Below are 24,751 nucleotides of genomic sequence, written 5' to 3'. Positions count from 1 at the left end.
TCTTCTGTTATAGTCATGGATATGCAGCGCTGAAGCTGCATATCCATTTCTGTAAATAGAAGGGAGGTGTAGGGCGATGAAGGCTATCCAACCTCAATTCAATTTGGTGAATGATCCTTGGATTCCTGTGGTCTATGATGATGCGACTCGCGCTGTTGTAAGCTTGCGTGAGTCGTTTGAGCAGGCGTCGCATATCGTTGCGATTGTTACTGATAATCCATTGCAAAAAGCTGTGCTGTATCGATTGTTTGAAGCAATCTGGATGCGCGCTTATGAAATGGAGCAAATCGATGTGGCTCCATCGGAATGCTATGCATTGTGGCAAGAATTCTGGGATCTTGGCGAATTCGATCTGGAGATCATCAACGCATACTTGAACAAGTATGAAGCTAAATTCGAGTTGTTCGATAGCAAGACACCGTTCTACCAAGTGCCGGATTTGGAATATGTCGGCAAAAAGGCATATGACGGTGTGGAGACAATGATTCTGGACGTGCCTAAAGGTACGGGATTGTTCTCGTTGCGCAATCCAGAAACGCTGGAAGGGCTGGATTTCGCTGAGGCAGCACGACAGCTGCTTACGATCATGGCTTACGATACTGCAGGCATCAAGAGCCCCGTGGAAGGGTTTTCTGCAATTAACAAGGGAAAAGCCTTTGCGCCGCAAGGAGTGCCATCGGTAGGGTGGCTTGGCAATATCGGTAGCGTGTGGGCAGAAGGATCTAACCTGTTCGAAACAATTATGTTGAACTGGGTCATATCTAACCCTTTGACTTCAGAACTGTCTGAATCCACCTATGATCGTGCTCCTTGGGAACTTGACACCCCGCCGGAACATGACCTTGTGGTTCGAGATGGCTTCCGTGGCATGGTCGATGCGTTGACTGTGCAGTCACGGCGTATCCGATTGGTATGCAATGAAGCCGGTACGCAGGTTATTGGCCTTGTGATTTGTTATGGCGATATTATCCGTCCTGCATACACACAAATTGCAGAAATGCATACCTCTTGGAGAGTGTCCAAACCAAAGAAGGGTGAGGGCAATGCACCTGTGGTAATGCCTCGGACCTTCGAAGCAGGCAAGGCATTGTGGCGTTCATTGGGGCCGCTGCTGGTCGCCGATTCGGAAAATTCGGCACGTCCTGGAGTGCTACGTTGGTTGGACCGACTCTTTGACGAGATTCCTGAATTGCGCGAGAAGCATCTATTGCAAACTATAGGCATCATTGCCCAAGGCATGACCTATGGCACGCAAAGTTCAGTGTTTGAAGCGTCATACGATGATTCTCTGGAATTAAGTAGTGAGATGCTACGCAGCGGTGGTGACATTATCGGCAGAGTGCTGGATGTGGTCGCTGCCACTGAACAGTCGGTGAAAGATCTAGGTACCTTCGCGTTCCGTCTTGAAGTTGCCAGCGGCGCAGATAGTGACAGCAAAAACAGGCGTACTGATACCCGGATGCAGATTGCTGAAGAGGCTTATGCGGCACTTGACGGAGTGTTTCGCGAACGATTGGCCCAATATCGATCTGATGATGATGCGCTGGCGTACTGCAAGTCTTGGAAGGATGAAATCCATAGGTTGCTCTTGCGACTTGCGCAAGATTATCTGGATCAGTCGCCGACTCAGTCCTTCTCATTCCATGAGGAGAACGGGCGTCGCGTGGACGCGGGGCAGGCCATGTTGACCCTGAAATACCGACTGAAGGAGAACTTGGGGTCGCTGAGTGAACATTCCATACCAACGGAAGGGGAAGAAGATGCTCCAACGCAGTGACAAAGCACGTGGCGTGCAAACATACGTGAACCGTCTCGTGCGCAACATGCAGCAAGAGTATGTCGGCAATGGAGGTGCCAGCGCTGATGTCCGTGCCGTTCTGGCGAATCTTCGCAAATGCGCAGATCCGGCACATACGGACTGGCTGGCTGCTGGCGCGGTAATCTTTGATGCATGGCCGGAAGACATGCTGGGAGACCCCGAGCATGACTCCCGCTTGGTCAAAGCTATCACCACAGCACTCGGATTGTATGCCGTACACCAGCAGTCCAAAGATTATGGTGTGGCGCAGTTACGCAAAGAAGAGGGCGAATATTATCCGATTTCATTCGGTAAAGCCTGTCAGTTCATCGCTGAAGGCTCCGATGAGGATAAAGGTGTGGTCCGCAGATTGAATGCTGCAGAGAACGCGCCCACCTTTGAAGGCACCGCTTGGTATCTTCGCGCACTCATCATGCTTATGCGTAGTACAGAGCACCCAATCGCTCTGGATTATGGGCGTCTGGCCCGGGATTTGTATCTGATGCAGTTCCCGGACTCCCGGGGTGCCGTGTTCCAGCGTTGGAGCATGGATTACCACTATCGCCAATCCCAGCGGAATGCTGAATCATCCAACAAATAAGAACCCAATACAAGATTGATTGCCGCTGATTTGCAATCAATACGTTATCGATATTGTTTAAGGAGTCGTCATGACCACTATTGTTGAAATTTATGCCATCCAGAATGTGCCTCCAAGCAACATCAATCGGGATGACACGGGTAATCCGAAGACTGCAATCTATGGCGGAGTGTTGCGTGCCCGCGTATCAAGCCAAGCGTGGAAGCGTGCCATGCGTGAAGCGTTCCCGGAGATGCTCGATGCCGATCAGTTGGGTATCCGTACCAAGAATGCGTTAGCTCAGATTGAACAGAGCATTGTCGCCAAGCGGCCTGATATTGATGTGGAAACAGTCCACAAGGCTGCCACCGCGGCGTTGACTGCTACTGGTGCAAAAGTCGAGAAGTCGAAGCGCAAGGGATCCATGGAAGGTGCAGATCTCACGCAATACCTGATTTTCATTGCCAACAGGGAAATTGATAAGTTGGCTGATCTCGCTATTGCTTGGATTGATGCCGATGAAGATTTGGACAAACCTTCTAAAGAAATGAAAGGCCAGGTGTCGGCAGTGTTCCACGGGCCGCAAGCTGTGGATATCGCACTGTTCGGACGCATGTTGGCTGATGCTCCCGAATTGAACACGGATGCTTCAGCTCAAGTTGCTCATGCGATTTCGGTGGATGAAGTGACTCCGGAATATGATTACTTCACTGCTATTGATGATGACGCTGCCGATGATAATGCGGGAGCGGCCATGCTGGATACGGTTGGATTCAATTCCTCAACACTGTATCGCTATGCCACGGTTGCTGTGGATTCGTTGTATGAGCAGCTGCAGAGTGCCGATATGACTGTCAAGGCTGTGGACGCGTTCGTCAACGCGTTCCTCAGGTCAATGCCGACCGGCAAGCAGAACACATTTGCCAACCGTACGCTACCCACGGCAGCTCTGGTGGTTGTGCGTAATTCGCAGCCCATCAATCCTGTTGAGGCCTTCGAACGTCCTGTGCATGCTGAACGAGACAAGTCCATTTCCCGTGTGGCCGCGGAACGGTTGGGTCGCAAGTTGCAGGATATCCAAGACACCTATGGTGAGACTCCAATTGCCGCATGGAATATTGTGGCAGGTCAACCCGTGGAATTGTTGGATTCCTTGAGTGAGCATGTCACGCTACCTGTCATGGTCGAGTCCTTGGATACGGTGCTCCAGCAAGAACTGGCCGCCAAGGAGCAGTGAGAACATGAGTGTATTGATCTTGCGCCTTGCAGGACCGATGCAATCCTGGGGTGACTCGTCGCGATTCAATCGTAGAGAGACGAGGACTGAACCGACCAAAAGTGCTGTCATAGGCTTGCTGGCATCGGCTCAGGGTCGCCGCAGAGAGGATTCCATTGAAGACCTGCTTGGTTTACGGTTCGGGGTGCGTTCCGACCAGCCTGGGAGAATCATGCGAGACTTCCAGACTGAAAAAAGCATCGCACGTAAGAAGAGTGGTGAATTCTCCCTCACAATGCCTTTGACTCACCGTTACTATCTGGCAGACGCCAAATTCCTTGTGGCCATCGAGGGGGAACGCTCGTTGCTGGAGTCGTTAGATGCTGCGCTGCGCAATCCCCAGTGGCCATTGTTCCTGGGCCGCAGGTCGTGTCCACCGGCAAGTCCAGTGTCCCTCGGGGTCAAGGATTATGCCAATGTGGAAGAGGCTCTGGACAAGGAACCTTGGATTGCGTCGCCTTGGTACCGCAAAAAAGTTCATGATTCCAAGCGGCTGCAGGTTGTGGTGGATGCCGTTGAAAATGGCGAAACCACGGGACAGCAGTCCGATATGCCGTTGAGCTTCAGTCAGAAGCATCGCCGGTATGCGCAACGTCCGGTACGCCGCTATTTTGTGGATTGCCCAACGCAAGACTCTGCCACAGAGCCGTCCGCGCGCCAAACCGATAACCGTCCGCCAGAGTTTACCGGGGCAGCTGACCCGATGAGCCTTATGTGAGCAAGGAGACAAGACCATGTATCTTTCTCGAATCGCATTGAATATGGCGCGTATCGGGGCTCGACAATTGGCGGCTTCTCCCTACAAACTCCATGCGGCTGTGGAAGCCAGTTTCCCGCCGCACGCGCCACGGGCCACCGATGAAGGGCGCATCTTGTGGAGGTTGGACCATAACCGGCAGGACCATAGCGTCTGGCTGTATGTGGTCAGTCCATCACAACCTGACTTGCTCCATATTGTGGAGCAAGCGGGTTGGCCGGGGTACGCCGAATGGGAAACGAAGGATTACACTCCGTTCCTTGATCGCTTGGCACAAGGACAACAGTGGCATTACCGCGTCTGCGCCAATCCCGTGCGCAACGCGGCGACGGACCTCAATCTCCACAACAGCCTGGCCACATTTGACAAGATGAAAGGTTCCAGGCAGGCGTATGTCACCGTGCGTCAACAAATTGATTGGTTTGAACGTCGCGCTGCAGCTAATGGATTCTCGTTGCCTGAACGTGATCCTGTCTCGGGTTTTGACGAACAGGTGAAGGATCCACTGCTGCTGTCCTCGGTACGAGTGATTGACCGGCAGCGTCACAAGTTCCGTGACCGCAAGAACCAAGTCACCTTATCCACAGCTGTTTTTGAAGGAACCCTGCAGGTAGAGGATCCTCAATCCCTACGCCATGCGCTGTGCTTCGGCATCGGCAAAGCGAAAGGGTTTGGCTGCGGATTGATGACATTGGCGCCAATCATGACGCCATGAAGCAATCACAGAAATAAATAACAATCAAGGAAAACCCATGAACGATGAACCAGCACAGCCGAGCCCGGAACCGGGGAAGCCCAGATCAAATCCGAACAAAGGGGCCGGAACCCCCAAACCGGAGCTCGGTGAGCTGGTCCGTTGTGAAGACCGGCTGACGTTCCTATACTTCGAACATTGCGTCGTCAACCGAGACAACAACGCGATTACAGTAACGGATGACCGCGGCGTACGACACATCCCTGCCGCGGCGTTGAGCGTGCTCATGCTAGGGCCTGGAACCAGCGTCACCCACCAGGCGATGATGGTGATTGGTGACAATGGTGCCACAGTGATTTGGGTAGGGGAGCGCGGAGTACGCACATATTGTTCCGGGAAACCTTTGACCCATTCTTCGAACCTTCTCCAGAAGCAAGCACAGCTCGTCACCAATATGAGGAAACGGCTCAGCGTCGCGAGAGCTATGTATGCGATGCGCTTTCCCCATGAAGATGTGTCGAACCTGACCATGCAACAGTTGCGCGGCAGGGAAGGGGCGCGCGTGCGGCGCGTCTACCGGCACTGGTCCAAACAAACAGGGGTTCGTTGGGAACGGCGAGATTACAGACCCGAAGATTTTGCGGATTCAGACCGAATCAACCAAGCGTTGTCCGCAGCCAATATTTGCTTGTACGGAATCGCTCACGCCGTGATTGTTGCACTGGGATGCTCTCCGGGACTCGGGTTCGTGCACACGGGACATGAACTGTCATTTGTATATGACATGGCGGATTTATACAAAGCTGAATTATCCATTCCAGTAGCATTCAAAACAGCAGCAACAGAAGTGGATGATATTGGCGGTGCGGTGAGACGAGCGATGCGAGATGCCATGTATGACCTCTCCATCATGCCCCGCATGGTCAAGGATATTCATCATTTATTTGATGCCGCTGACGCCGAGAATGAAGGAAACAATCTCTATCTTTGGGACGGCAAAGAAGGGACGGTTGAAGCTGGACGATCGTACGGAGATATTGATGATAGCGACGAGATAGAGGGAATCCTAGAAATAGGGGAACCGTTTGCGAACATTCCTGAACCTATTGAACTGCCCGAGCCAGTGTATGACGAGGAAATGGAGGAACCATGGTCGTGATAGTGCTGACAGCCTGCCCTCCAGGACTACGCGGAGACTTGACACGCTGGCTGCTGGAAATATCTCCAGGAGTATTTGTAGGACACGTCAGCGCCCGCGTGCGAGACAAACTCTGGGAACGCATTGAAGAACTCGTTCGGGAAGGACGCGCCATCATGGTATACAGCGCCCGCAATGAACAGCACCTCGCGTTCCGAACTCTACGCAGTTCTTGGACTCCTGAAGATGAGGATGGGCTTACTTTGGTGCGGCGCCCTTTGGAAAACCGTGACAACAGTTTCTCCGGATCCCGTAAAGATGGATGGAGCAAAGCGTCACGTTATCATCGCGCTCGCAAGTTTGGAGGGCGGTGATGTTGCGTTGCTGGGGGTTTTCCATTCTATTTTGATTTCTGCCTATGCCGCATGAGTTTGCGTGCATCATATACAGACTAAAGGAAAACGATGATCAGCAGGATGTGGTATGGTTGGAACCACTGGGATTTTTTAGGGTGCTCCCCGCAAGCGCGGGGATGATCCTAGTGTCAGCTTCATCCCCCTGAGAGGCCTCACGTGCTCCCCGCAAGCGCGGGGATGATCCCCGCTGCCCCACGATGTCCCAGGAGTGTGCACTGTGCTCCCCGCAAGCGCGGGGATGATCCTCGACGGCCGCGCCGTCGACGTAGATGCCTTCCGTGCTCCCCGCAAGCGCGGGGATGATCCCCGGGGCAGTCCGGCGCGCTTGTTCATGGGAACGTGCTCCCCGCAAGCGCGGGGATGATCCGACAGCCACACGTCCGGCGTGTCCCCATCATAGGTGCTCCCCGCAAGCGCGGGGATGATCCTCAGGGGGCTGAAAATAGTGTCAGCTTGCATTCGTGCTCCCCGCAAGCGCGGGGATGATCCCACGCCGATCGTGCCCAGCCCAGGCTCATCCTCGTGCTCCCCGCAAGCGCGGGGATGATCCCAGCCAGAGCCCTGTAGGCGCGACTGTGCACGGGTGCTCCCCGCAAGCGCGGGGATGATCCTCGTGCACGTCTTGCTCGCTTCGCTCCACCCGCGTGCTCCCCGCAAGCGCGGGGATGATCCTCCTGTACTGCTGGGATGGTCCGTCGCGTCGTAGTGCTCCCCGCAAGCGCGGGGATGATCCCACGACGCTCGTCGCGCAACTGCACGCCGTAGGGTGCTCCCCGCAAGCGCGGGGATGATCCCATGCGCTCGAACTGCGCGTGGACGCTGGTGCCGTGCTCCCCGCAAGCGCGGGGATGATCCCGCGTCGCAGTCCTCCAGATAATGCTTTTTCGCGTGCTCCCCGCAAGCGCGGGGATGATCCCCAAGACCCGCCGCGTCTGGCAGCGCACACTCGGTGCTCCCCGCAAGCGCGGGGATGATCCCGCCGGTGGCTCATCGCGTTCGACGTAGCCCCAGTGCTCCCCGCAAGCGCGGGGATGATCCCTCAGGTTTGGTCGCGCCAATATTTTCAGGCAAGTGCTCCCCGCAAGCGCGGGGATGATCCTGTTTCATGCGCAAAACTACGCTGTTTTTTCGTGTGCTCCCCGCAAGCGCGGGGATGATCCCCGGGACGTGACCGCAATGTGCACGTGGACATCGGTGCTCCCCGCAAGCGCGGGGATGATCCCCAAAACCGCGGAATGTTGCGCATAAGTCAAACGTGCTCCCCGCAAGCGCGGGGATGATCCCACGTGAGAGACGTGCTCGCCATCGTACTCATGGTGCTCCCCGCAAGCGCGGGGATGATCCTGCGTGGCCTTCGACCTCGATCAGTGGTTCACGGTGCTCCCCGCAAGCGCGGGGATGATCCCCTGAGAATCACCGCCAAGGCCACCTACATCGACGTGCTCCCCGCAAGCGCGGGGATGATCCCAGTTCGGCATCAATGGCGTGCAGGCCATACTCGTGCTCCCCGCAAGCGCGGGGATGATCCCGGAGCCGCGTCGTGGCTCGATGTGAGCATCCGGTGCTCCCCGCAAGCGCGGGGATGATCCCAGCCGATGACGGAGCCGGCACAATTCGCGGCCGTGCTCCCCGCAAGCGCGGGGATGATCCTCGCGATCCACGCGCTTGGGGGGTATGCTCTGTGTGCTCCCCGCAAGCGCGGGGATGATCCCAGGTGTACGAAGTCACCGACAGCGTGAACCAGGTGCTCCCCGCAAGCGCGGGGATGATCCTAATCGGGTGAACCCTCAGCTTCTGTGGTGTCGGTGCTCCCCGCAAGCGCGGGGATGATCCCAAAGACTTCGCTTTCCAATGGCAAGAAGCGGAAGTGCTCCCCGCAAGCGCGGGGATGATCCTTGTTAAAGTACACCTATGCGTCATCTAGTAGCAGGCATCGTAGCTCATGTGGATGCGGGCAAGACCACGCTATCCGAAGCGTTGCTGTATCGTGCGGGAGCCGTGCGCAAGCTTGGACGCGTGGACCATGGGGACGCGTTCCTGGACACCGACGCGATTGAGCGCGAGCGCGGTATCACGATTTTTACGGAGCCGGCTGTGTTGCAATTGGATGGCACTGCGGCTACCACAGAAATACACAATAATAAAGCCCAAACCGACCCCTCCGCACCGCAACATCCGCACGATCCTTTCCAAGACGACCCGCTGCAAGTGACATTGCTCGACACTCCCGGCCACACGGATTTCTCGGCGGAAATGGAGCGCGCGTTGACGGCGCTTGACTATGCAGTGCTCGTTGTCAGCGCGACGGACGGTATTCAGGGCCATACGGAAACGTTGTGGCGGCTGCTCAAGCGTTACGACGTTCCGACGTTCATTTTCGTCAACAAAATTGATATGCCGGGTGCGGACCGTGACGCACTGCTTACTCAGCTGCGTTCCCGCTTTGGTGACGCCTTGGTCGACGGCCAGGCCCTGCTCAACGCCGAACCCAGCCCGACCCTTGAGGACGCGGCCGTGTTGAGCGAGCAGGCGATGGACGAATATATGGACGCGGGCTCAATTTCGCTACCCACGCTGCAGTCGATGATTGCCGACCGCACGATGTTTCCTGTGTTTTTCGGCTCCGCGCTGCGGCTTGAGGGCATTGACGAGTTTATGCATGCGTTCAGCCAGCTCGTGCGCGAGCCTGTCTACCCAGCCGAGTTCGGCGCGCGCGTGATCCGCATCTCTCATGACGCGTCGGGAGCACGGTTGACATGGCTGAAAATTACGGGCGGTGAGCTGTCGGCCAAGACCATGCTTGACTTGCGTAACGTGCACGGCGAGCCTGTGCGTGAGAAAGTCGACCAAGTGCGTGCTTACTCGGGCGCCAAATACACGACGGTTGAGCGTGTGGGCGCCGGTCAGGTGGCGGCCGTGACGGGTCTGACGGCTACGTTCCCGGGACAGGGGCTCGGTTTTGAACCTCCGGCTTTGCCGCCGATGCTGCAGCCTGTGCTGTCGTACACGCTGCTGCCGGGTGACGAGGACGTGCACCGTTGCCTGACGGCCTTGCGTACGCTCGGTGACGAGGATCCGATGCTGCACGTGCTTTGGCAGCCGCAGCTTGAGGAAATCCATGTGCAGCTCATGGGCGCCGTGCAGCTGGAAGTGGTGGAGCAGTTGCTGCGCACGCGCTTTCATCTGGACGTGTCGTTCGGTCCCGGTTCCATCCTCTACAAGGAGACGATTGCCGAACCGCAGGAGGGCATGGGCCATTTTGAGCCGTTGCGCCACTATGCCGAGGCGCATATCCTGCTCGAGCCGCTCGGGAGCGAGTCAGCCGACGGTTCATCCGCTCCGGCCGCCCCAGTCGTTGCGCAAGCTCCTTCCAGTCCCGGTATTGCCGTCGCCAGCGCGGTTCCCGAGGACGAACTCGACCGCAATTGGCAGCGTCTGATTCTGTCGTATTGTGTGGAGCGTGAGCATCTGGGCGTGCTGACGGGTGCTCCACTGACGAATGTCAAGTTCACGCTGGTGGCGGGTCGTGCGCACTTGAAGCACACGGAGGGTGGTGATTTTCGTCAGGCCACGTATCGTGCGATTCGGCAGGGTCTGATGGAACTCAAGGCGCGTGGCGCGTGCGTGCTGCTCGAGCCGTGGTACCGCTTTGAGATTGAAGTGCCGCAAGAGAACGTGGGTCGTGCGATGGCCGACGTGCAGCGCATGGGCGGTTCATTTGGCGCCGCGGATTTGGACATGGGGGAGGGGACTGCTGCAGCATCCTCGCCGTCCGATTCGTCCGCTGCGGCCGACGGCATGGTTTGCGTGCGTGGCACGGCTCCTGCCGCCGGCTTGCGTGACTACGCGATGGACGTGATGCAATACACGCACGGCCGCGGCCATCTCACGCTCGTGTTCAACGGCTACAGGCCCTGCCATAACGCCCAGGAAATCATCGAACAGGCTGCCTACGAGCCTGAGTCCGATCTTGATCACACGCCCGATTCGGTGTTCTGCGCGCATGGCGCCGGGTATCCAGTCAAGTGGTACAAGGTGCCCGAGTTCATGCATCTGCCTTACGCAACGTCCGCCAATTTCGCGGCCCCCGCGCCGGCAGATGCGCAGGAGGAGACCGAGGAGACTCAAGAGGGTTGAAAGTTCCGCGCAACACAGCAGTAGCGCAACTCAGCCCACCACACTGCAGCCCAACCCACTGCAGCCCAATAAAAAACGGGTGTCCGGTCTGCTTTAACCGGACACCCGTCCCTTCTTCTTCTGCGCTATTGACGTCTATCATTCCGGCCGCTTGCGCCAAGCTCGCGGCCGCGACCCGTGTTGATATTTAGTGGATGTATTCAATCGACGCGGCCTGCGCTGGCGTCAGTACGCGCGTGGAGACCACGTTGAGTCCCTTCACGTTCATTTCGCTGATCAGCACGCTGCCGTCCTGCCTGACTTGCTCCACGACGGCCACGTGACCGTAGTAGCCGTCCGCGCCCACCTGACCGGGACCAAACACAGCCACGGCGCCGTAGGTGGGCAGGTTCGACACCGAGTAGCCGAGTTTGCGCGCGCTGTTCGCCCACTGGCCGCCGTTGCCGAAGTGGCTGCCGATCGGCATGTTCAGCGCCTTGCGGCGTTCATACGCGTACGACGTGCAGTTACCGAACGCGTAGCTGTTCACGCCCGTGTCTCCCGTGCTCTTGGGCTTGGAGACCATCGAACGGTCGCCTTCCGGCAGTGCGGCCAGCATCTTCAACCATTCGTCCTGGTCGAATCCTTGGGATGTTCCCGAGTTGAACAGCGAGGTTCCCGTGGTGCCCGTAAGCGTGCCGGACGTGTTCTGCTTGCCAAACACGCTGTCGAATCGCATGGTCGCGTTGACTTGCGCCGAACACAGTTTCACGGCTTCCTCAACATCGTTGCGCGCCTGTTCGGCAGGGTCGGCGTTGGCTTTTTCCTGCTTCTTTTTCTCCGCTTCCACGTCCACAGACAGCGCGTCCATGTCGATCCTGTTCGTCAAGCCGTCAGCCCAACCGGCGCTCTTCGGCGCCTCCACACGGTTGGCTTCCTCCTCTTCAGCCTGCTTCTTTTCCTTCTCAGCCTTCTCTTGCTCAGCCTTGTTGACCTTCTCCAGATGCTCGGAAATGCACGTGCCGATGGCCTTGCCCTTGGCTTCACCCTGGGCTTGGGCTTCCTTGCTTACGTCCTTGTCCGTTTGCGTTGGCGCCGTGGTGCCGGCCGCGGTCGCGCCCGAATCTTGTGTTGCGGCATCCTGCTGAGGCGTTTCGGTCTTATTATTTCCCGACGTCGCCGCGTGGCTCTTCGTATCCTCGGATGCCTGTGACGCTGCTGCTGACGTCGCCTTCTTCGCAGCCTCAAGCGCCTCCGCTTTGGCTTTGGCGATGACCTCGGCCTTGGCCTTGGTCACGGCCTGCTGCTGCGCTTGCTCCTTGATTTTGGCGTCTTCCTGCTGTTTCTTCTCTTCCTCAGACTTGATGCGTGCGCGTTCCTCGGCGTCTTTGCGCGCCTGCTCTTCGGCGCGACGGTTTTGCGCCTGGGTGATGACGAATGCTTCGTCGGCCAGCTTGGCGTCCTCGTATTCATCCCAGTCGTCCAAGGATGGCATCTGCGCATGTTCACGAATCAGCGTGGCCGCCAGGAAATCATGGCGAATAGCATTGGCGTTCTGCCCATCTTTGGGTATGAATCCGTGCTCAACAGGAGCATACGGCACCTGCGGCGCCTCGATGAACAAATCATGGGCGGCTCCCGGGTCGGAGAGCGCGTTGGCGGGGGCGGCCGTCAAACCGCCTGCCAGCAGTGCTGCCGTGGTTGCGACGGTGCCGGTGCAAATCATGATGCGTGAACGCTGGCTGCGTCGCGCTGGCTGATGTGCCGGTATGAACGTCATAGAACCGTTACCCTCCCCAAAGTCATACATCCCCAAAGCACGTGACAATGCTGCATACGACTTTGTTATGTCTAGTTCCGTCTACTAAACAAGGGACTGACGTAGGCCCTTGCCGTCTTGCTTGCTTGGTTTTCCATTCTAGGAAGAATTTGCTCAAAGCAATACCCGTGTCCAAAGTCTTCACAAAATCCGAACGTTGTTGTCCAAGATGCAAAACAAACCTGTCCATGTCTGCCGTCCTGGCGACAGCGTAGCGCCAACGTTGCGCCCCAAGAGAGGTGAAGGGGGCGGCTGTCGGCGATGTCTTCTACAGTGTCTGGGTTGTATGAATCGTTGACCGACGTGCCTGATCGTGGTGCATCAGCACATTGGCGGCGTAACCCTGTAAGAGAAGAGTATTGAGATATGCTCATTCGACATGCGACCATGGATGATCTCGATGCGCTCGCGACAATGGAAACCGCATGTTTCCCACCGCAAGAAGCGGCCGACATTGAACGGCTCGCAGCGCGCATTGAACAGTATCCCGATCATTTTTGGCTCATGATCAACACTGATGAGGATGCCATCGCCGAAACGTTTCCGGCGCAAGTCGAAGAAGGCACACTCATGAGCTTCATCAATGGTCCTGTGACGTCTGACCGTGATCTGCATGATGGCATGTTCAGCGATCCGCAAGTGCATGAGGAATCGGGGGATTGGCAAGTCATTCTTGGCGTGGACACGGCGCCCGTATACCAACATCACGGCTGTGCCGGATATCTGATGCGTCGCGTGATCCTCGACTCGGCGCTCAACGGGCGCAAAGGCGTGGTACTCACGTGCAAGGAACGGCTCAAGGATTATTACGCCCAATTCGGTTTTTTCGATGAAGGCCTCAGCTCGTCATGCCACGGCAACGCCGCATGGTACCAGATGCGTCTCGTATTGCCTGGCCATCAGCAGGATGACGAATGCAAACAGATGATCGAACAGCATCCTGAAGCGTTCGCCGCCACACGCGAATCATTGGCGGCCGCCATCGGGGAAACCACGGCCTACATCGACGACGAAGAGCGTTGACGTCTGCATTGGGTTCGCGCTGGCGTCAGGTAAGCCTCCCTGCCGCCACGTCCTCACGTCGTCACGGCAGCGCCGCGTTGACATGGGCAACCAAACGTCATTCATCCCCCCGACTTCACCTCGTAGTGAAGCAATTGTAAGAATTATTGGAGTTTTTGTTCAAGCGTGGGCGCTGGGGGTTGAGACAGTTCCAAGCCCGATATACTCTCGAACAGGAATGAAGAACACCGCTGTTGGAAGTCGGGCCGTGCCCAACAATGACGAGGCGGGGAGAGATGTGTGGCATGCAGCCGCAGGAAAGCGAACATGACAATGGTGATCAGGACGCGACACAACCCCATACATATGCCGTTGGACTATATTTCATTGGATATTGAAACGACGGGGTTGGCTCCTCGTCAGGAAACAATCACGGAAATCGGTGCCGTGCGTGTGCGCGACGGCCGTATCGCCGACCGGTTCTCGATGCTGATCAACCCGGGCAAACATATTCCTTCACGCATCACGGCATTGACCGGCATCAGCGATGCGATGGTTGAGGATGCGCCAATGATTGACGAAGCGATTCCCGCGTTCGTCGATTGGGTGGACGGCGACCGACTGATCGGCCACAACATCCGTTTCGACCTGTCATTCCTGCTCAAAGAGGCGATGCTGCTTGATGCAGCGTTGGCCACACCATTCAACGCCAAAGCCGTCAACCCGGCAGCGATGACGACAACAGCGGAAATCACGCGCGCCATGCTGGGACCCGACCCGTTGGATACGATGATGATTGACCGCTGGCTGTTCCCATCCGAACGGCATCGTCTGAGCGACCTGATCGTGCGCTATGGCGTGGCCGATACCGAAGCGCACCGTGCGCTGTCGGACGCCACGCAAACTTACCAATGCTTCGAATGGCAGCGACGCTACGTGGCCGCCTCCAACCTCGCGCACATCGTGGACTGAACCGTTGCAATGACATCGGCGCTGGCAACGACGGCGTGAGGGCGCGTGGCATGCCCCCCGTTGATTCGTTGCCAGCAAAATCAAGGATTCCCTGAGGGTGTGCTCCTAGTGTGGAAACCAAATCAATTGGTTGGAACATAAGGAGCAAACACGATGTCTGCCAACAGTGCGCAGCCCCAAAACGCTGCCGCCACGGGCGTCGCGGCAACACCAGGTTCGTCAAAGGGGGCGGTGCAAACCGGACCCGATGGCAAACCATTGCCCGACAACGGTGGCCTCAAACGTACGCTGAACACGTTTGATCTTGTCATTTTCGGCATGATTTTCATGGTGCCGATCGCACCGTTCTCAATTCTCGCCTCGGTGAACAACACGTCGCATGGCATGCCGGCATTGGCGTATCTGATCGCCATGGTCGCCATGCTGTTCACGGCGCTGTCATTCGGCCAAATGGTGCCGTTGTTCCCCTCATCAGGCTCGATTTACGTCTACGCCTCGCATGAGATGAACACGCCGATCGGCTTCGCTGTGGGCTGGCTCATGATCCTGCAGTACCTCGTCACGCCCGCCGTGATGCTGATCATGGCCGGCGAAGCCATCCATGAGTATGTGCCGCATGTGCCCGTGTGGGTATGGTGCCTGATTTTCTTAGCGTTCATCACGGTCGTCGCGTTGCGCGGCATGGGTGCCACCGTGCTCATAGACAAAATCGCGCTCGTCTGCGAGCTCATTGTGCTCGCCCTGTTTATCGGTTTCGGTATCGCCTACGTGATTCGCAACCCGCAGGTCGCCCATTTCAGTGGTGACGCGTTCTACGATCCCAAGACGTTCAACCTCAACGCGATGATGAGCGCCGTGTCACTGTGCGCACTGTCGTACGTGGGCTTCGGTTCGATCGTCACGTTGGATGACGAGGTCAAGAAGCCGCGCAAAGCCCCGCCCAAGGCCATGCTGATCATCGTGCTTGCGCTCGGCGTGCTTTACATGCTGATGAGCTGGGTTACCGTGTGCATGGACCCGTCCGGCAACGTCATGGCTGGCAATCCGAACAACGGGTTCTACCAGGTCGCCGCACTCGCCGGCAACTGGCTTGGCATCCTGTGTGCCGTCGCCAACGCGCTCGCGCTCGGCTTGTTCACGTCCCTGTCGGGTCTGACGGCCATCTCGCGTCTGCTGTTCACGATGGCTTGCGATGGCGCGTTGCCCGCACGGTTGAAGAAGGTCAGCAAGAAGACGTCCGTGCCGATTGCTGCCACCGTGTTCTGTGTGCTCGTCTCACTCGTGTTACTGTTCGCGATTCTGCCGCTCGGCATGGATACGGGCGCGAAGATTTCGAACTTCGGCGCGCTCGGCTCCTACTGCATGCTCAACTTGGCCGTGCTCTGGGGTTTGGGCATCAAAGGTCGCGGCACGCTGACGGGCGCCAAGAAAATCTGGTTCAACTACGTGTTCCCGATTATCGGCGCGATTATCACGCTCATCATTTTTATTTCCCTTGGTGCGCTCGTATGGATCATCGGCGTCATTTGGCTCGTGATCGGTATCGCGTTCTATTTCGTCTGGACGAAGAAGCTGCATCATAGCGTGGACCTGCGCGCCTAAGCGTATCGTTCCAACACCACAAACAAGGCGCCCGCCAACCACTGGTTGACGAGCGCCTTGGCTATATGGTGCGCATGAGAAAGCCCCGGTTGCGGTGGTTGAGATCACCGAAGCCGGGGCTTTAAGCGGTTCAGCCCATGAGCTTGCGCGCCAAACGCTTCTTGTCGGCCGTGAACGGAGGATAACGCACGTCAGGATCAGCCCACGTGCCATGGTCGAGTGTGGACTTGTAATGCGTAAACGTGTCGAAGCCGACCTTGCCATGGTAAGCGCCCATACCCGAGTTGCCTACGCCACCAAAGCCCATATGCTCATTCGACAGATGCAAACACACGTCGTTGATGGTGGCGCCACCAAACTCGAGTTCGTTGATCACACGCTGTTTCGTCTGCTTCGACTCGGTGAACACGTAGCAGGCCAGCGGATGCGGCAACGTGCGAATCATGTCGAACGCATCATCCAAGTTCTTATACGTCAAAATCGGCAGCACAGGACCGAAGATTTCCTCACCCATCACCGGATCGTCCATCGTCACACCCGTCATGATCGTGGGCTGGATCTTGAGCGTGGACGCGTCACCATGGCCGCCATACTCGACTTTGGCATGCGGATTATGCTGCTCAATCAACCCCATGACACGCTCATAATGTTTGCTCGAAATCATATGCGGCCAAATCGGTGATTCCAACGCATTATCGCCATAGAACGCCGTCCAATGCTTGCCAATCAGCATCGCAAGCTCATCAGCCACCGACTCGTGCGCCACAATGTAATCAGGTGCCACACAAGTCTGGCCCGAATTGATGCCTTTGCCCCAAGCGATACGCTTGGCGGCCAAGTCCAGCTTGGCATCCTGCTCCACAATGCATGGGCTCTTGCCACCAAGTTCCAACGTGACCGGAGTCAAGAACTGCGCGGCGTTCGACATGATGATCTTGCCCACCTTGGGTGAGCCCGTGAACATGATGTAATCCCAAGCCGTCTGCCCAATCCACTCATTGGCATGCGCGGAACCTGGAATACCACATACGAACTGCGGGTCGAACACTTCCGCAACCATGCGCAACATGATGGCTGCGCTCGCCGGCGCTTCTCGTGCCGGTTTGAACGCCACACAATTGCCGGCCGCAATCGCATCAACCATCGGTACGAGCGTCAACTGCACCGGATAATTCCAAGGGCTCAGCACGAGCACCACACCATACGGGCTCGGCACGACGCTCGACGTGGCCGGGAACACGGTCAGCGGGGAAGGTTCGCTATGCGGCTTCGACCATTCGCTCACATGCTTGAGCATCGTGTCAATTTCCGTATACACGAGACCTAGTTCGGTGATATAGCTTTCATATGCGGCTTTGCCCAAATCGGCATGCAACGCTTTGAGCACATCAGTTTCATTGGCTTTCAGCCATGCTTTCATGTCGCGCAACGCGCTTTTGCGATGTGCCACATCACGTGTGGCACCCGTCACAAAATAGGTGCGCATCGCCTTGGCCTGGTTTTGCACATCCTCAAGCGAGGAGAATGTGGGCACGGTCTGCGTGGGAGTAGCCGAACCGGAAGATTGTGATGTGCTCATAGGCATCCCCTTTGAATCTGAACAACGACGCATGTGCGTCCATGCTAGCCGGTCTACTTCGGTGGGCTTCAACGATGCTGGAAAAACGACTGCGGTCAGCTACAGGCACAACCATGCACGCGACACGCAGCTTCTCTCCGGCTATGCACAGCCCATCCACCGAGACACTACAACACGCGCGTTGCGCGCCGGATTCGAGGCCGTACCCGCCATCCAGCATGAGAACGCCTACGTGCTTGGCTTGTCACAATTCCAAGCATTCACGCACGTCACATTGCCCCAAGCCGCCGGCATGGCAACCCCAGGTGTCGTGGCCAACGTGATCTTCCTGATCAAGCAATCCTCGGTTGTCTCGGCCATCGCGCTCGCCGACGTGATGTATATGGCCAAAGACTTGATGGACGTGACATACAACACTTACGAATCATTGTTCATGCTGATTGTGGCCTATCTGGTCATCCTGCTGCCCGTCTCGCTGATGGGCACCTGGTTGGAAAGGAAGTTCGACTATGCACGACGTTGAAATCCTGTTGCAACCCGGTGTGTTCCCGCGCCTGTTGCAAGGCCTGTGGGTCACGATTTGGATCTCGGCCGTCAGTGTGGGATTGTCGATTCCCATCGGTTTGAATCCTCCCCACGCCTAAAGGCGGGGGATTCCACGGTTTGACGGGCGGGTGCCAGTGGGAACAGCGTCCCAGCGTGGGTTTACCCCGTCCACGCCGTCAGGGATGAAACCAGCCCTGCAAAGCATGTTCAGCGCGGAGTTCTTGTCCCTCGCGCGCGACATGCGGCATGAATCGCAACGGAACGTGCGTTCCTTTAAGGGGATGCGGTGTTTGGCTATCGCGCCGCAATGCGCGCAACGTTTCGTGGTGTCGGATGGATTGACGGGTCGAAGGATGCGGCCGTGTTTGAGCGCTTGCCATTCAAGCGCCTGCTTGGTAGCAGCTATCGCACCGTCGGCGGCTTTCCTTGCCATGGTCGTTTTCGACAGGAACTTCGGTTTGAAGTCCTCGATGGCGATATTGTCATGGTCCTGCACAATGTGGCGCGCCCACTTGTTCGCCGTGTCCTGCCGTTGGCGTTGGACACGGCGTTGGATTTCAGCGGCGCGACGCTTGTTCTTCAGGTACCTGTTGGAGGGTTTCTTGCCTTTCGGGCGTCGTTCCTTGGCCATGCGTCGTTGCAGTCGGGCAAGTTCGAGGTGCGCTTTCCTGCCGTATTCGGGATGGGGCAGGTCGTATGCGCCGGTTTCGTCCACGATGCCGTTTCCGTCGATGGTCGCGCAGGTCATCAGCGTGCTTACACGAGTAGCAGCGACCCCCGTGAGGTAGCCCCGCACACGCGGGGATGATTCCGCGCCAATCAACTGTTATCTTGACGATTTCAGGGTAGCCCCGCACACGCGGGGATGATTCTGCCACGTTCAGCCTGCGCACCGCGACGGGTGAGGTAGCCCCGCACACGCGGGGATGATTCCAAACGCTTCGTGCAGCCCGCCGAGCCCGTGAAGGTAGCCCCGCACACGCGGGGATGATTCCGCCGGCCACGCGGCGGTCATGTGCGGCGCGGACGGTAGCCCCGCACACGCGGGGATGATTCCAACCACAGGTAGCGGAAACCCGAACCGTGCAGGTAGCCCCGCACACGCGGGGATGATTCCTACCCCGCCATCCGAGAAACACGCATGCGGGCGCTCGAACAACTCGAACGCGAAGCGGCGAAAGCGGACCGCGTCGTAGAAGCCATCCTCAGCCAAGACGACGCCTTCAACGTGGAAACCCAGCGTCAACACCAGCGACACAAGCGCATCGCCTACGCGGCCCACGAAATCGCCGACAAATACAACTTCCTGCTCACCGACACGGAACAAGCCGAACAGGCCGACCTGCTCCTGCACTACAACATGCTCGACGACTGGAAGCATTGGCTCAGCTGCAAAACCGGCACCCACCCCAGCGCCCAGCGCGTCAAGGACGCGCTCAGCTGGCGCAGCAACGACAGCGTCATGCAGCAGGCAGCAAAGAACGCCCTGAAAACCCTCGACGGCATCACGGAACCCAGCAAAGCCATCATCATGCTCGCCGCAGGGCTTGCGGAGAGTGCACTGTCATGCTTATTTGGCCAGGAATGCTTCGACTTTCGCACCATCCGCGAAGCCTTCACGATACATGGCTTCACTGTTTTCAAACGAACGGTGCAACGTGGACAGCCCATGGATGTCGTGCGGTTCAATCACGATGGCACGGCCTTCTTGCTCGAGTTCACGCGCGAACGCCACTTCATCGTTATAGACCTGGTAACGCTTGGCCAAGCGTTCACCTGCCACCGGGTTGAAGCGTGACAGGATGCGCGCTGACACTTCATCGGCGCTCGCCTCACGCGGTTCAGGCAGACGCGTGAGCAACACCACGATTTTGTCGGCGCCATCATCCAACGCGCGCTGCACGGGCACGGGGTCGGCAATGCCGCCATCGTAATAAGGCACACCATCAATCACATACGGCCGGCACGCCACAGGCACGGCCGAACTGGCTTTGAAAATGTCGAAATTGTCGAAGCTCACATCATCTTTCGTGAAATACTTCGTGCTGCCATCCTCGGCATTGCATGCCACCACAGTGAATTGCGTCGGATTGTTCGCGAACGCTTCATAATCCAACGGGTATTCGCCATCATGATTACTCAACGTGCTATAGACATAGTCAAGATTGACAAAATTGCGATGCCGGATCAACTCATGCGCGCTCGCATACTCACGCCGTGACGCGTATTCCGAATAGAACTTGTAGGAGCGGCCAGGCTGGCGTGCCACGAACGAAGCCAGATTCGCACTGCCTGCCGAGACGCCATACGCATGGTCGAATTCAATGCCATGGGCCATCAGGTAGTCTTCAACGCCGCAGCTGTAAATCGCGCGGAATCCACCCCCAACGTCAATGATCGCGGTTTGTGTGGCCATCGTGGTCCTCCTGTTTTATCTTTATCACGCCGTTCCATCCAGTAATCTGTCAATGAATCAATACGCTCAGCGTGCCAACAGTTTGTGCGCAAGATTCGCCATCTGTGCCGACGTGTCCGAGTTCGTCACACTGACGCCGCCTTGCTGGTCTTCCGGTGCCAACGCCCCCAATGATTCCAAGACGACACGCAGATGATGGGCCGTGCCCGCATTGCCGTCAATGATTGCCGTATGCTCGGGCACGATGCGCTGGAATGCGTCACGGTAGAACACAAAATGCGTGCAGCCCAGCACAATCGCATCAATCGTGTCCAAGTCGTAATCGTGCAAATACCGCCGCAATGTGGCATCAACGAGCGCGGTATCGTCAAGTTGGCCATGCTCCACGATTTCCACGAGATCGGGGCAGGGCAGCCGATGAATCGTATGGTCGGCTTCAAATCGTTGCATAAGCTGCTCAAACTTGCGTTCACGCAATGTCAATTCGGTGGCTGCCACAATAATGTTCTGCCGTTGCCCTTGGCCGCGGTCCACTGCGACTTTCAACGCGGGCTCCATGCCAATGATCGGCACATCATACGTGTCGCGCAACTCGTTGACAGCCGCCGACGTGGCCGTATTGCAAGCGATGACAATGGCTTTGGCTCCCTGGCGCACAAAATTGTCGACAATGCCGAACGACAGTTCACGCACTTCATCGGGTGTTTTGACGCCATATGGCGCATGGGCTGAATCCCCAAAATACAACACGTGTTCGTTGGGCAGGTCTTCGCGGATTTGACGGACAACAGACAGTCCACCCAACCCAGAGTCGAACACGCCGATGGGAGCTGACGATGCCATACGAACCTCCTGAACGCTCGCACATCTGCGGCAAGCGCGTTGCCACCGCATTGCTGTCCCACCATACTCGCGCCACCACCGAACAGATTGCGGGCTACGCATGCGCAGAGCGCGAAGAACCATGGTGGCAAGCATACCGATTCGCCCTATAGCCGTTGACGTTATAACCGCCAACGCCTGGTTGAGCGCTGTGCATATGGGTGGCAATCCTCAAGTCCGCCGCGTACAATCGGCGGCATGACTAAGCCGAATACCATGATTAAAGCCCATGGAACGGGCAATGATTTTCTGATTTATTGTGATGCCGATGGTTCCGTGAACCCGACACCGCGTGAAGTGCGTGAGTTGTGTGACCGCCATTTCGGCCTGGGTGCCGATGGCTTGATTCGTGTGACGAAACCGCAGTTTGTGGACCAGGTGTCCACTGAAGTCGCCGACGAATGCGGCGCCAAAGGCGTGCAATGGTTCATGGATTACCGCAACGCCGACGGTTCACTGGCTGAAATGTGCGGCAACGGCACGCGCGCGACGGCACTGTTCGCCCAACATGAAGGTTTGGCCGATGCAGATCAGCCGTTCATGCTGGGCACACGAGCCGGTGTCAAAATGCTGAGTTCGCTGGGTGCACAGCCCGGATTGGGCCAGCATGTGTTCCGTGTTGACATGGGTGGCTGGTCGATGGGCGAACTGTACGCATATACGGTCAGCATCCCGGGCCAACCAGGCCAGGCGCCAGGCACATTTGTCGATATGGGCAACCCGCATGTGGTCGCGGTCATTGAAGACGCACAATCCACATTGCCCGTCATCGACGACCTTGATTTGACGCACGCGCCAAAAGTTGAACCGCAACTGGACCACGGTCAGAACGTGGAGTTTGTGCGCATCGACGACATGGACGAGCGTGCTGACCAGGGCGAAGCCACGATGCGCGTCTACGAACGCGGCTGTGGTGAAACGTTGTCGTGCGGCACGGGATTGTGTGCCACGGCCATCACATTGCGCGCACGCACAGGCATCAACCATTGGCGCATCACCGTTGCCGGTGGCATCCTTGACGTGGCCGTAACCGACAATGATGTGCAGTTGACCGGCAACGCCGAACTCGTAGCCACCGTCACGTTGATGCACTGAATCGTGAATTATCTGAGCTGATTCAACAAACCAAAGACCCCGTGCTCGTGAACAAGTACGGGGTCGTGTAACTAGTTCTTCTTATTCTGGCAGAATCTAGTATTCTGTGATATACTAAAGAGTATGAATCTTTCGGAGTACGCACGCAAGCACGGTATTCAGTACCGTGCGGCTTGGAACCGTTACAAGGCGGGGAAAATCAAGGGTGCGTATCAGGACGAGGTGGGTCACATCATCATCCCCGACCCGGAAGAGAACATGCTCATGGATGCGGCAGTGTACTCCCGCGTCTCAGACGGTTCCAAGCGGCACACCCGGCTTCCCGCACAGCAGGAGCGTGTGGAGCGGTGGGCGGTGAAGAACGGCTACCGCGTCGCCGTGTCCGTTGCGGAAGTCGGTTCCGGCGTGAACGACAAGCGCCGCAAGCTCACCGCGTTGCTCAAGCGCGACGACTGGGGCACGCTGATTGTCGAACACAAGGGCAGGCTCACCCGGTTCGGTTTCAACTGGTTCAGGCTGTTTCTCGAACAGCGGGGGCGGCGCATCGTCGTTGTCAACGAGAACGACAACGACCGTGCCGACCTCGTGGCCGACCTCATTGCCATCATCTATTCGTTCTGCGCCCGCCTATATGGACAGCGCCGTAGTGAACACGCCAAGAAGATGACGCGGGTGGTTGAACAGGCCGAAGCGGAACGCAACGGCGAGGTGAACCATGAGTAGCAAACCCGGCACCATATACTCTGCCTACCACACCTCGCAATGGGCGACCAAAACCAAGGTGAACGCCATCGTCGCAATGCTTCCCGTCTGGCAAGACGGGTTGAAGACCGTCGCCGCCATGTGGCAACGCGAATGGCATACCACCGGCAAGCTTCCGCGCTGGATTGACACGAAGCCGCTGGATGGCGGGCTGTCACAGCGGCAGTGGGATTCCGTGTCCCGCCAGTACCGTGGCATGTTGGTATCGTGGATGGAACTGGCCGAGAACAGGTTCCGCAGTATCGTGCGCGACAGCACGCTCGACGAACCGGTAAAAATCGAGTTGTTCCGCATCAACCTCAAGCACGCATGGTACGAACCCGGAGACGATGGAGCCCATTGGCTTGCGCGTCGGATTATGAAGCGCGTCCGTCATGTCATGCGACTGCCCGACCCGGCGCATTGCCGTACCATGTCGTTGGACGGGAAAATCGCCGTCATCGAACAGCCACATACCGCCACCCGGTTCCGCTACTGGGCGCGAATCAGTACGCTCGAAAAAGGACACCCCGTCCGTATCCCCCTGAATACTGACCCGCGCATGGAGGAACGGCTCGCCAATGGTATGGAGACGCTTGCGAACCATCTGCAACTGCAAGTCACTGGAAACGGTAAGCTTGTCCCGCACCTGCTCACCACCCGACCCGAAACCAATCCCCGCGACGACGGTGACGTGCTCGGACTGGATTGGGGCATGTGTTCACTGTTCGCCACATCCGAAGGCCGGTTACACGGCTTGAAACTCTACGCATGGCTCAAAAAACGCGACGAAGAACTCGTTAACCTCACGAAGGCGCTACAGGCATCCGGTATCAAACCATCCCGGTCGAAACGCTACCGCAACCTCAACCGACGCATACGTAACTACGTGACCAACGAAACCAACCGCGTCCTCAACCTCATAGCCGACGAACAGGTACGTGAACTCGTGGTCGAAGACCTCGACTTCCGCTCGCCTAAACTCGGTAAGGACATGAACCGTCTCGTATCCCGCGCCGGACGCAACGCCGTCAACCAGAAACTCAAGGCACTCAAGGAACGCGAAGGCATCACCATCACCAAGGTGAACCCCGCCTACACCTCACAGACCTGCCCCTCGTGCGGGTGCGTGGACAAACGCAACCGCACCAAACAAAGCGTCTTCCACTGCGTGTGCTGTGGAAGAACCGGGCAAGCCGACATTATCGCCAGCCGCAACATACTCGCGCGACGTTCACGCAAGGATGGATGGCGACGTATCAGCAAAACCCAAGTCCGGGAACAGCTCGCTCAGGAGCATTCCCAGCGACGACACCGGCACG

Annotated in this window: 19 protein-coding genes, 2 pseudogenes and 2 CRISPR repeat arrays; of the genes and pseudogenes, 16 read left to right on the top strand and 5 right to left on the bottom strand. The window is 57.3% G+C overall.

All coding sequences use genetic code 11. The features are described from left to right. Positions 1 to 76: 76 nt before the first annotated feature. The 8 genes from casA (at position 77) to BGLCM_RS06780 (ending at position 10,796) form a co-directional block, all read left to right on the top strand. Positions 77 to 1,777, top strand: a complete 1,701-nt coding sequence (gene casA / locus BGLCM_RS06815) for a type I-E CRISPR-associated protein Cse1/CasA (RefSeq protein WP_006294569.1) — start codon at positions 77 to 79, stop codon at positions 1,775 to 1,777. A 25-nt stretch (positions 1,778 to 1,802) separates the two neighbouring features. Then, positions 1,803 to 2,399, top strand: coding sequence for a type I-E CRISPR-associated protein Cse2/CasB (gene casB / locus BGLCM_RS06810; protein ID WP_160268323.1), 597 nt, complete (start codon positions 1,803 to 1,805; stop codon positions 2,397 to 2,399). A gap of 70 nt (positions 2,400 to 2,469) precedes the next feature. Further along, positions 2,470 to 3,615 (top strand): type I-E CRISPR-associated protein Cas7/Cse4/CasC, encoded by a 1,146-nt coding sequence (gene cas7e / locus BGLCM_RS06805; protein WP_006294571.1) that lies wholly within the window; start codon positions 2,470 to 2,472, stop codon positions 3,613 to 3,615. A gap of 4 nt (positions 3,616 to 3,619) precedes the next feature. Beyond that, positions 3,620 to 4,372: a type I-E CRISPR-associated protein Cas5/CasD gene (cas5e, locus tag BGLCM_RS06800; protein WP_006294572.1), complete on the top strand. Its 753-nt coding sequence runs from the start codon at positions 3,620 to 3,622 to the stop codon at positions 4,370 to 4,372. 16 nt (positions 4,373 to 4,388) lie between these two features. Beyond that, a complete protein-coding gene (gene cas6e / locus BGLCM_RS06795) occupies positions 4,389 to 5,126 on the top strand; it encodes a type I-E CRISPR-associated protein Cas6/Cse3/CasE (protein WP_044085204.1) in 738 nt (245 codons plus the stop codon). Positions 5,127 to 5,163: 37 nt separating this feature from the next. Next, the gene (gene cas1e / locus BGLCM_RS06790; protein WP_006294574.1) at positions 5,164 to 6,264 is read left to right on the top strand and encodes a type I-E CRISPR-associated endonuclease Cas1e; all 1,101 of its coding nucleotides are present in this window, start codon (positions 5,164 to 5,166) and stop codon (positions 6,262 to 6,264) included. Further along, entirely contained in the window at positions 6,255 to 6,617 is a 363-nt protein-coding gene (gene cas2e, locus BGLCM_RS08350) for a type I-E CRISPR-associated endoribonuclease Cas2e (protein WP_081450373.1), read from the top strand. The genes cas1e and cas2e overlap by 10 nt, the downstream gene beginning before the upstream one ends. 137 nt (positions 6,618 to 6,754) lie before the next feature. Continuing rightward, a CRISPR array of direct repeats spans positions 6,755 to 8,554; the repeat unit is 28 nt; unit sequence GTGCTCCCCGCAAGCGCGGGGATGATCC. A 16-nt stretch (positions 8,555 to 8,570) separates the two neighbouring features. Then, the gene (locus BGLCM_RS06780; protein WP_006294578.1) at positions 8,571 to 10,796 is read left to right on the top strand and encodes an elongation factor G; all 2,226 of its coding nucleotides are present in this window, start codon (positions 8,571 to 8,573) and stop codon (positions 10,794 to 10,796) included. 187 nt (positions 10,797 to 10,983) lie between these two features. Here the strand turns inward: BGLCM_RS06780 and BGLCM_RS08105 are convergent, their stop codons facing one another. Further along, positions 10,984 to 12,555: a CHAP domain-containing protein gene (locus tag BGLCM_RS08105; RefSeq protein WP_052295091.1), complete on the bottom strand. Its 1,572-nt coding sequence runs from the start codon at positions 12,553 to 12,555 to the stop codon at positions 10,984 to 10,986. Positions 12,556 to 12,981: 426 nt separating this feature from the next. Here BGLCM_RS08105 and BGLCM_RS06770 point away from each other — a divergent pair, with 426 nt between their 5' ends. The 3 genes from BGLCM_RS06770 to BGLCM_RS06760 all read left to right on the top strand — a co-directional run bounded on the left by BGLCM_RS06770 (position 12,982) and on the right by BGLCM_RS06760 (position 16,170). After that, positions 12,982 to 13,617 (top strand): N-acetyltransferase, encoded by a 636-nt coding sequence (locus BGLCM_RS06770; RefSeq protein WP_238548646.1) that lies wholly within the window; start codon positions 12,982 to 12,984, stop codon positions 13,615 to 13,617. Between the two features lie 306 nt (positions 13,618 to 13,923). Continuing rightward, positions 13,924 to 14,568: a 3'-5' exonuclease gene (locus BGLCM_RS06765; RefSeq protein WP_006294581.1), complete on the top strand. Its 645-nt coding sequence runs from the start codon at positions 13,924 to 13,926 to the stop codon at positions 14,566 to 14,568. 153 nt (positions 14,569 to 14,721) lie between these two features. Beyond that, a complete protein-coding gene (locus BGLCM_RS06760) occupies positions 14,722 to 16,170 on the top strand; it encodes an APC family permease (protein ID WP_006294583.1) in 1,449 nt (482 codons plus the stop codon). A 130-nt stretch (positions 16,171 to 16,300) separates the two neighbouring features. Here BGLCM_RS06760 and BGLCM_RS06755 read toward each other — a convergent pair whose 3' ends face one another. Further along, positions 16,301 to 17,749, bottom strand: coding sequence for an aldehyde dehydrogenase family protein (locus BGLCM_RS06755; RefSeq protein WP_052295092.1), 1,449 nt, complete (start codon positions 17,747 to 17,749; stop codon positions 16,301 to 16,303). Positions 17,750 to 17,927: 178 nt separating this feature from the next. Here BGLCM_RS06755 and BGLCM_RS06750 point away from each other — a divergent pair. Both BGLCM_RS06750 and BGLCM_RS08475 read left to right on the top strand, forming a co-directional pair. Beyond that, a pseudogene (locus BGLCM_RS06750) lies at positions 17,928 to 18,272 on the top strand (ABC transporter permease subunit); the annotation flags it as partial. Continuing rightward, positions 18,259 to 18,375 (top strand): annotated as a pseudogene (locus BGLCM_RS08475) (amino acid ABC transporter permease); the annotation flags it as partial. The pseudogenes BGLCM_RS06750 and BGLCM_RS08475, both read left to right, overlap by 14 nt. A 14-nt stretch (positions 18,376 to 18,389) precedes the next feature. On the opposite strand, the gene BGLCM_RS06745 reads toward BGLCM_RS08475, so the two are convergent. The 3 genes from BGLCM_RS06745 to murI form a co-directional block, all read right to left on the bottom strand. Continuing rightward, on the bottom strand, positions 18,390 to 19,043 hold the full coding sequence (locus BGLCM_RS06745; protein ID WP_006294587.1) for an RNA-guided endonuclease InsQ/TnpB family protein: 654 nt from the start codon (positions 19,041 to 19,043) through the stop codon (positions 18,390 to 18,392). Between the two features lie 35 nt (positions 19,044 to 19,078). Then, positions 19,079 to 19,411: direct repeats of the CRISPR family, unit length 28 nt; unit sequence GGTAGCCCCGCACACGCGGGGATGATTC. A gap of 454 nt (positions 19,412 to 19,865) precedes the next feature. Continuing rightward, a complete protein-coding gene (locus tag BGLCM_RS06735) occupies positions 19,866 to 20,711 on the bottom strand; it encodes a patatin-like phospholipase family protein (protein WP_006294590.1) in 846 nt (281 codons plus the stop codon). A 66-nt stretch (positions 20,712 to 20,777) separates the two neighbouring features. After that, positions 20,778 to 21,554 (bottom strand): glutamate racemase, encoded by a 777-nt coding sequence (gene murI, locus BGLCM_RS06730; RefSeq protein WP_006294595.1) that lies wholly within the window; start codon positions 21,552 to 21,554, stop codon positions 20,778 to 20,780. A gap of 237 nt (positions 21,555 to 21,791) precedes the next feature. On the opposite strand from murI, the gene dapF reads away from it, so the two are divergent. The 3 genes from dapF to BGLCM_RS06715 form a co-directional block, all read left to right on the top strand. Continuing rightward, positions 21,792 to 22,688 carry a diaminopimelate epimerase gene (gene dapF / locus BGLCM_RS06725; protein WP_006294598.1) on the top strand — a complete coding sequence of 299 codons (897 nt, stop codon included), beginning with the start codon at positions 21,792 to 21,794 and terminating at the stop codon, positions 22,686 to 22,688. A gap of 123 nt (positions 22,689 to 22,811) precedes the next feature. Then, positions 22,812 to 23,411 (top strand): IS607 family transposase, encoded by a 600-nt coding sequence (locus tag BGLCM_RS08470; RefSeq protein ID WP_006294599.1) that lies wholly within the window; start codon positions 22,812 to 22,814, stop codon positions 23,409 to 23,411. Further along, on the top strand, positions 23,404 to 24,751 hold a 1,348-nt coding region (locus BGLCM_RS06715; RefSeq protein WP_044085203.1), incomplete at its 3' end, for an RNA-guided endonuclease TnpB family protein. The genes BGLCM_RS08470 and BGLCM_RS06715, both read left to right, overlap by 8 nt.

This window comes from Bifidobacterium gallicum DSM 20093 = LMG 11596 (genome assembly GCF_000741205.1).
In the GTDB taxonomy this organism is placed as follows: Bacteria; Actinomycetota; Actinomycetes; order Actinomycetales; family Bifidobacteriaceae; genus Bifidobacterium; species Bifidobacterium gallicum.
This window is presented reverse-complemented; position numbering and strand designations above follow the sequence as displayed.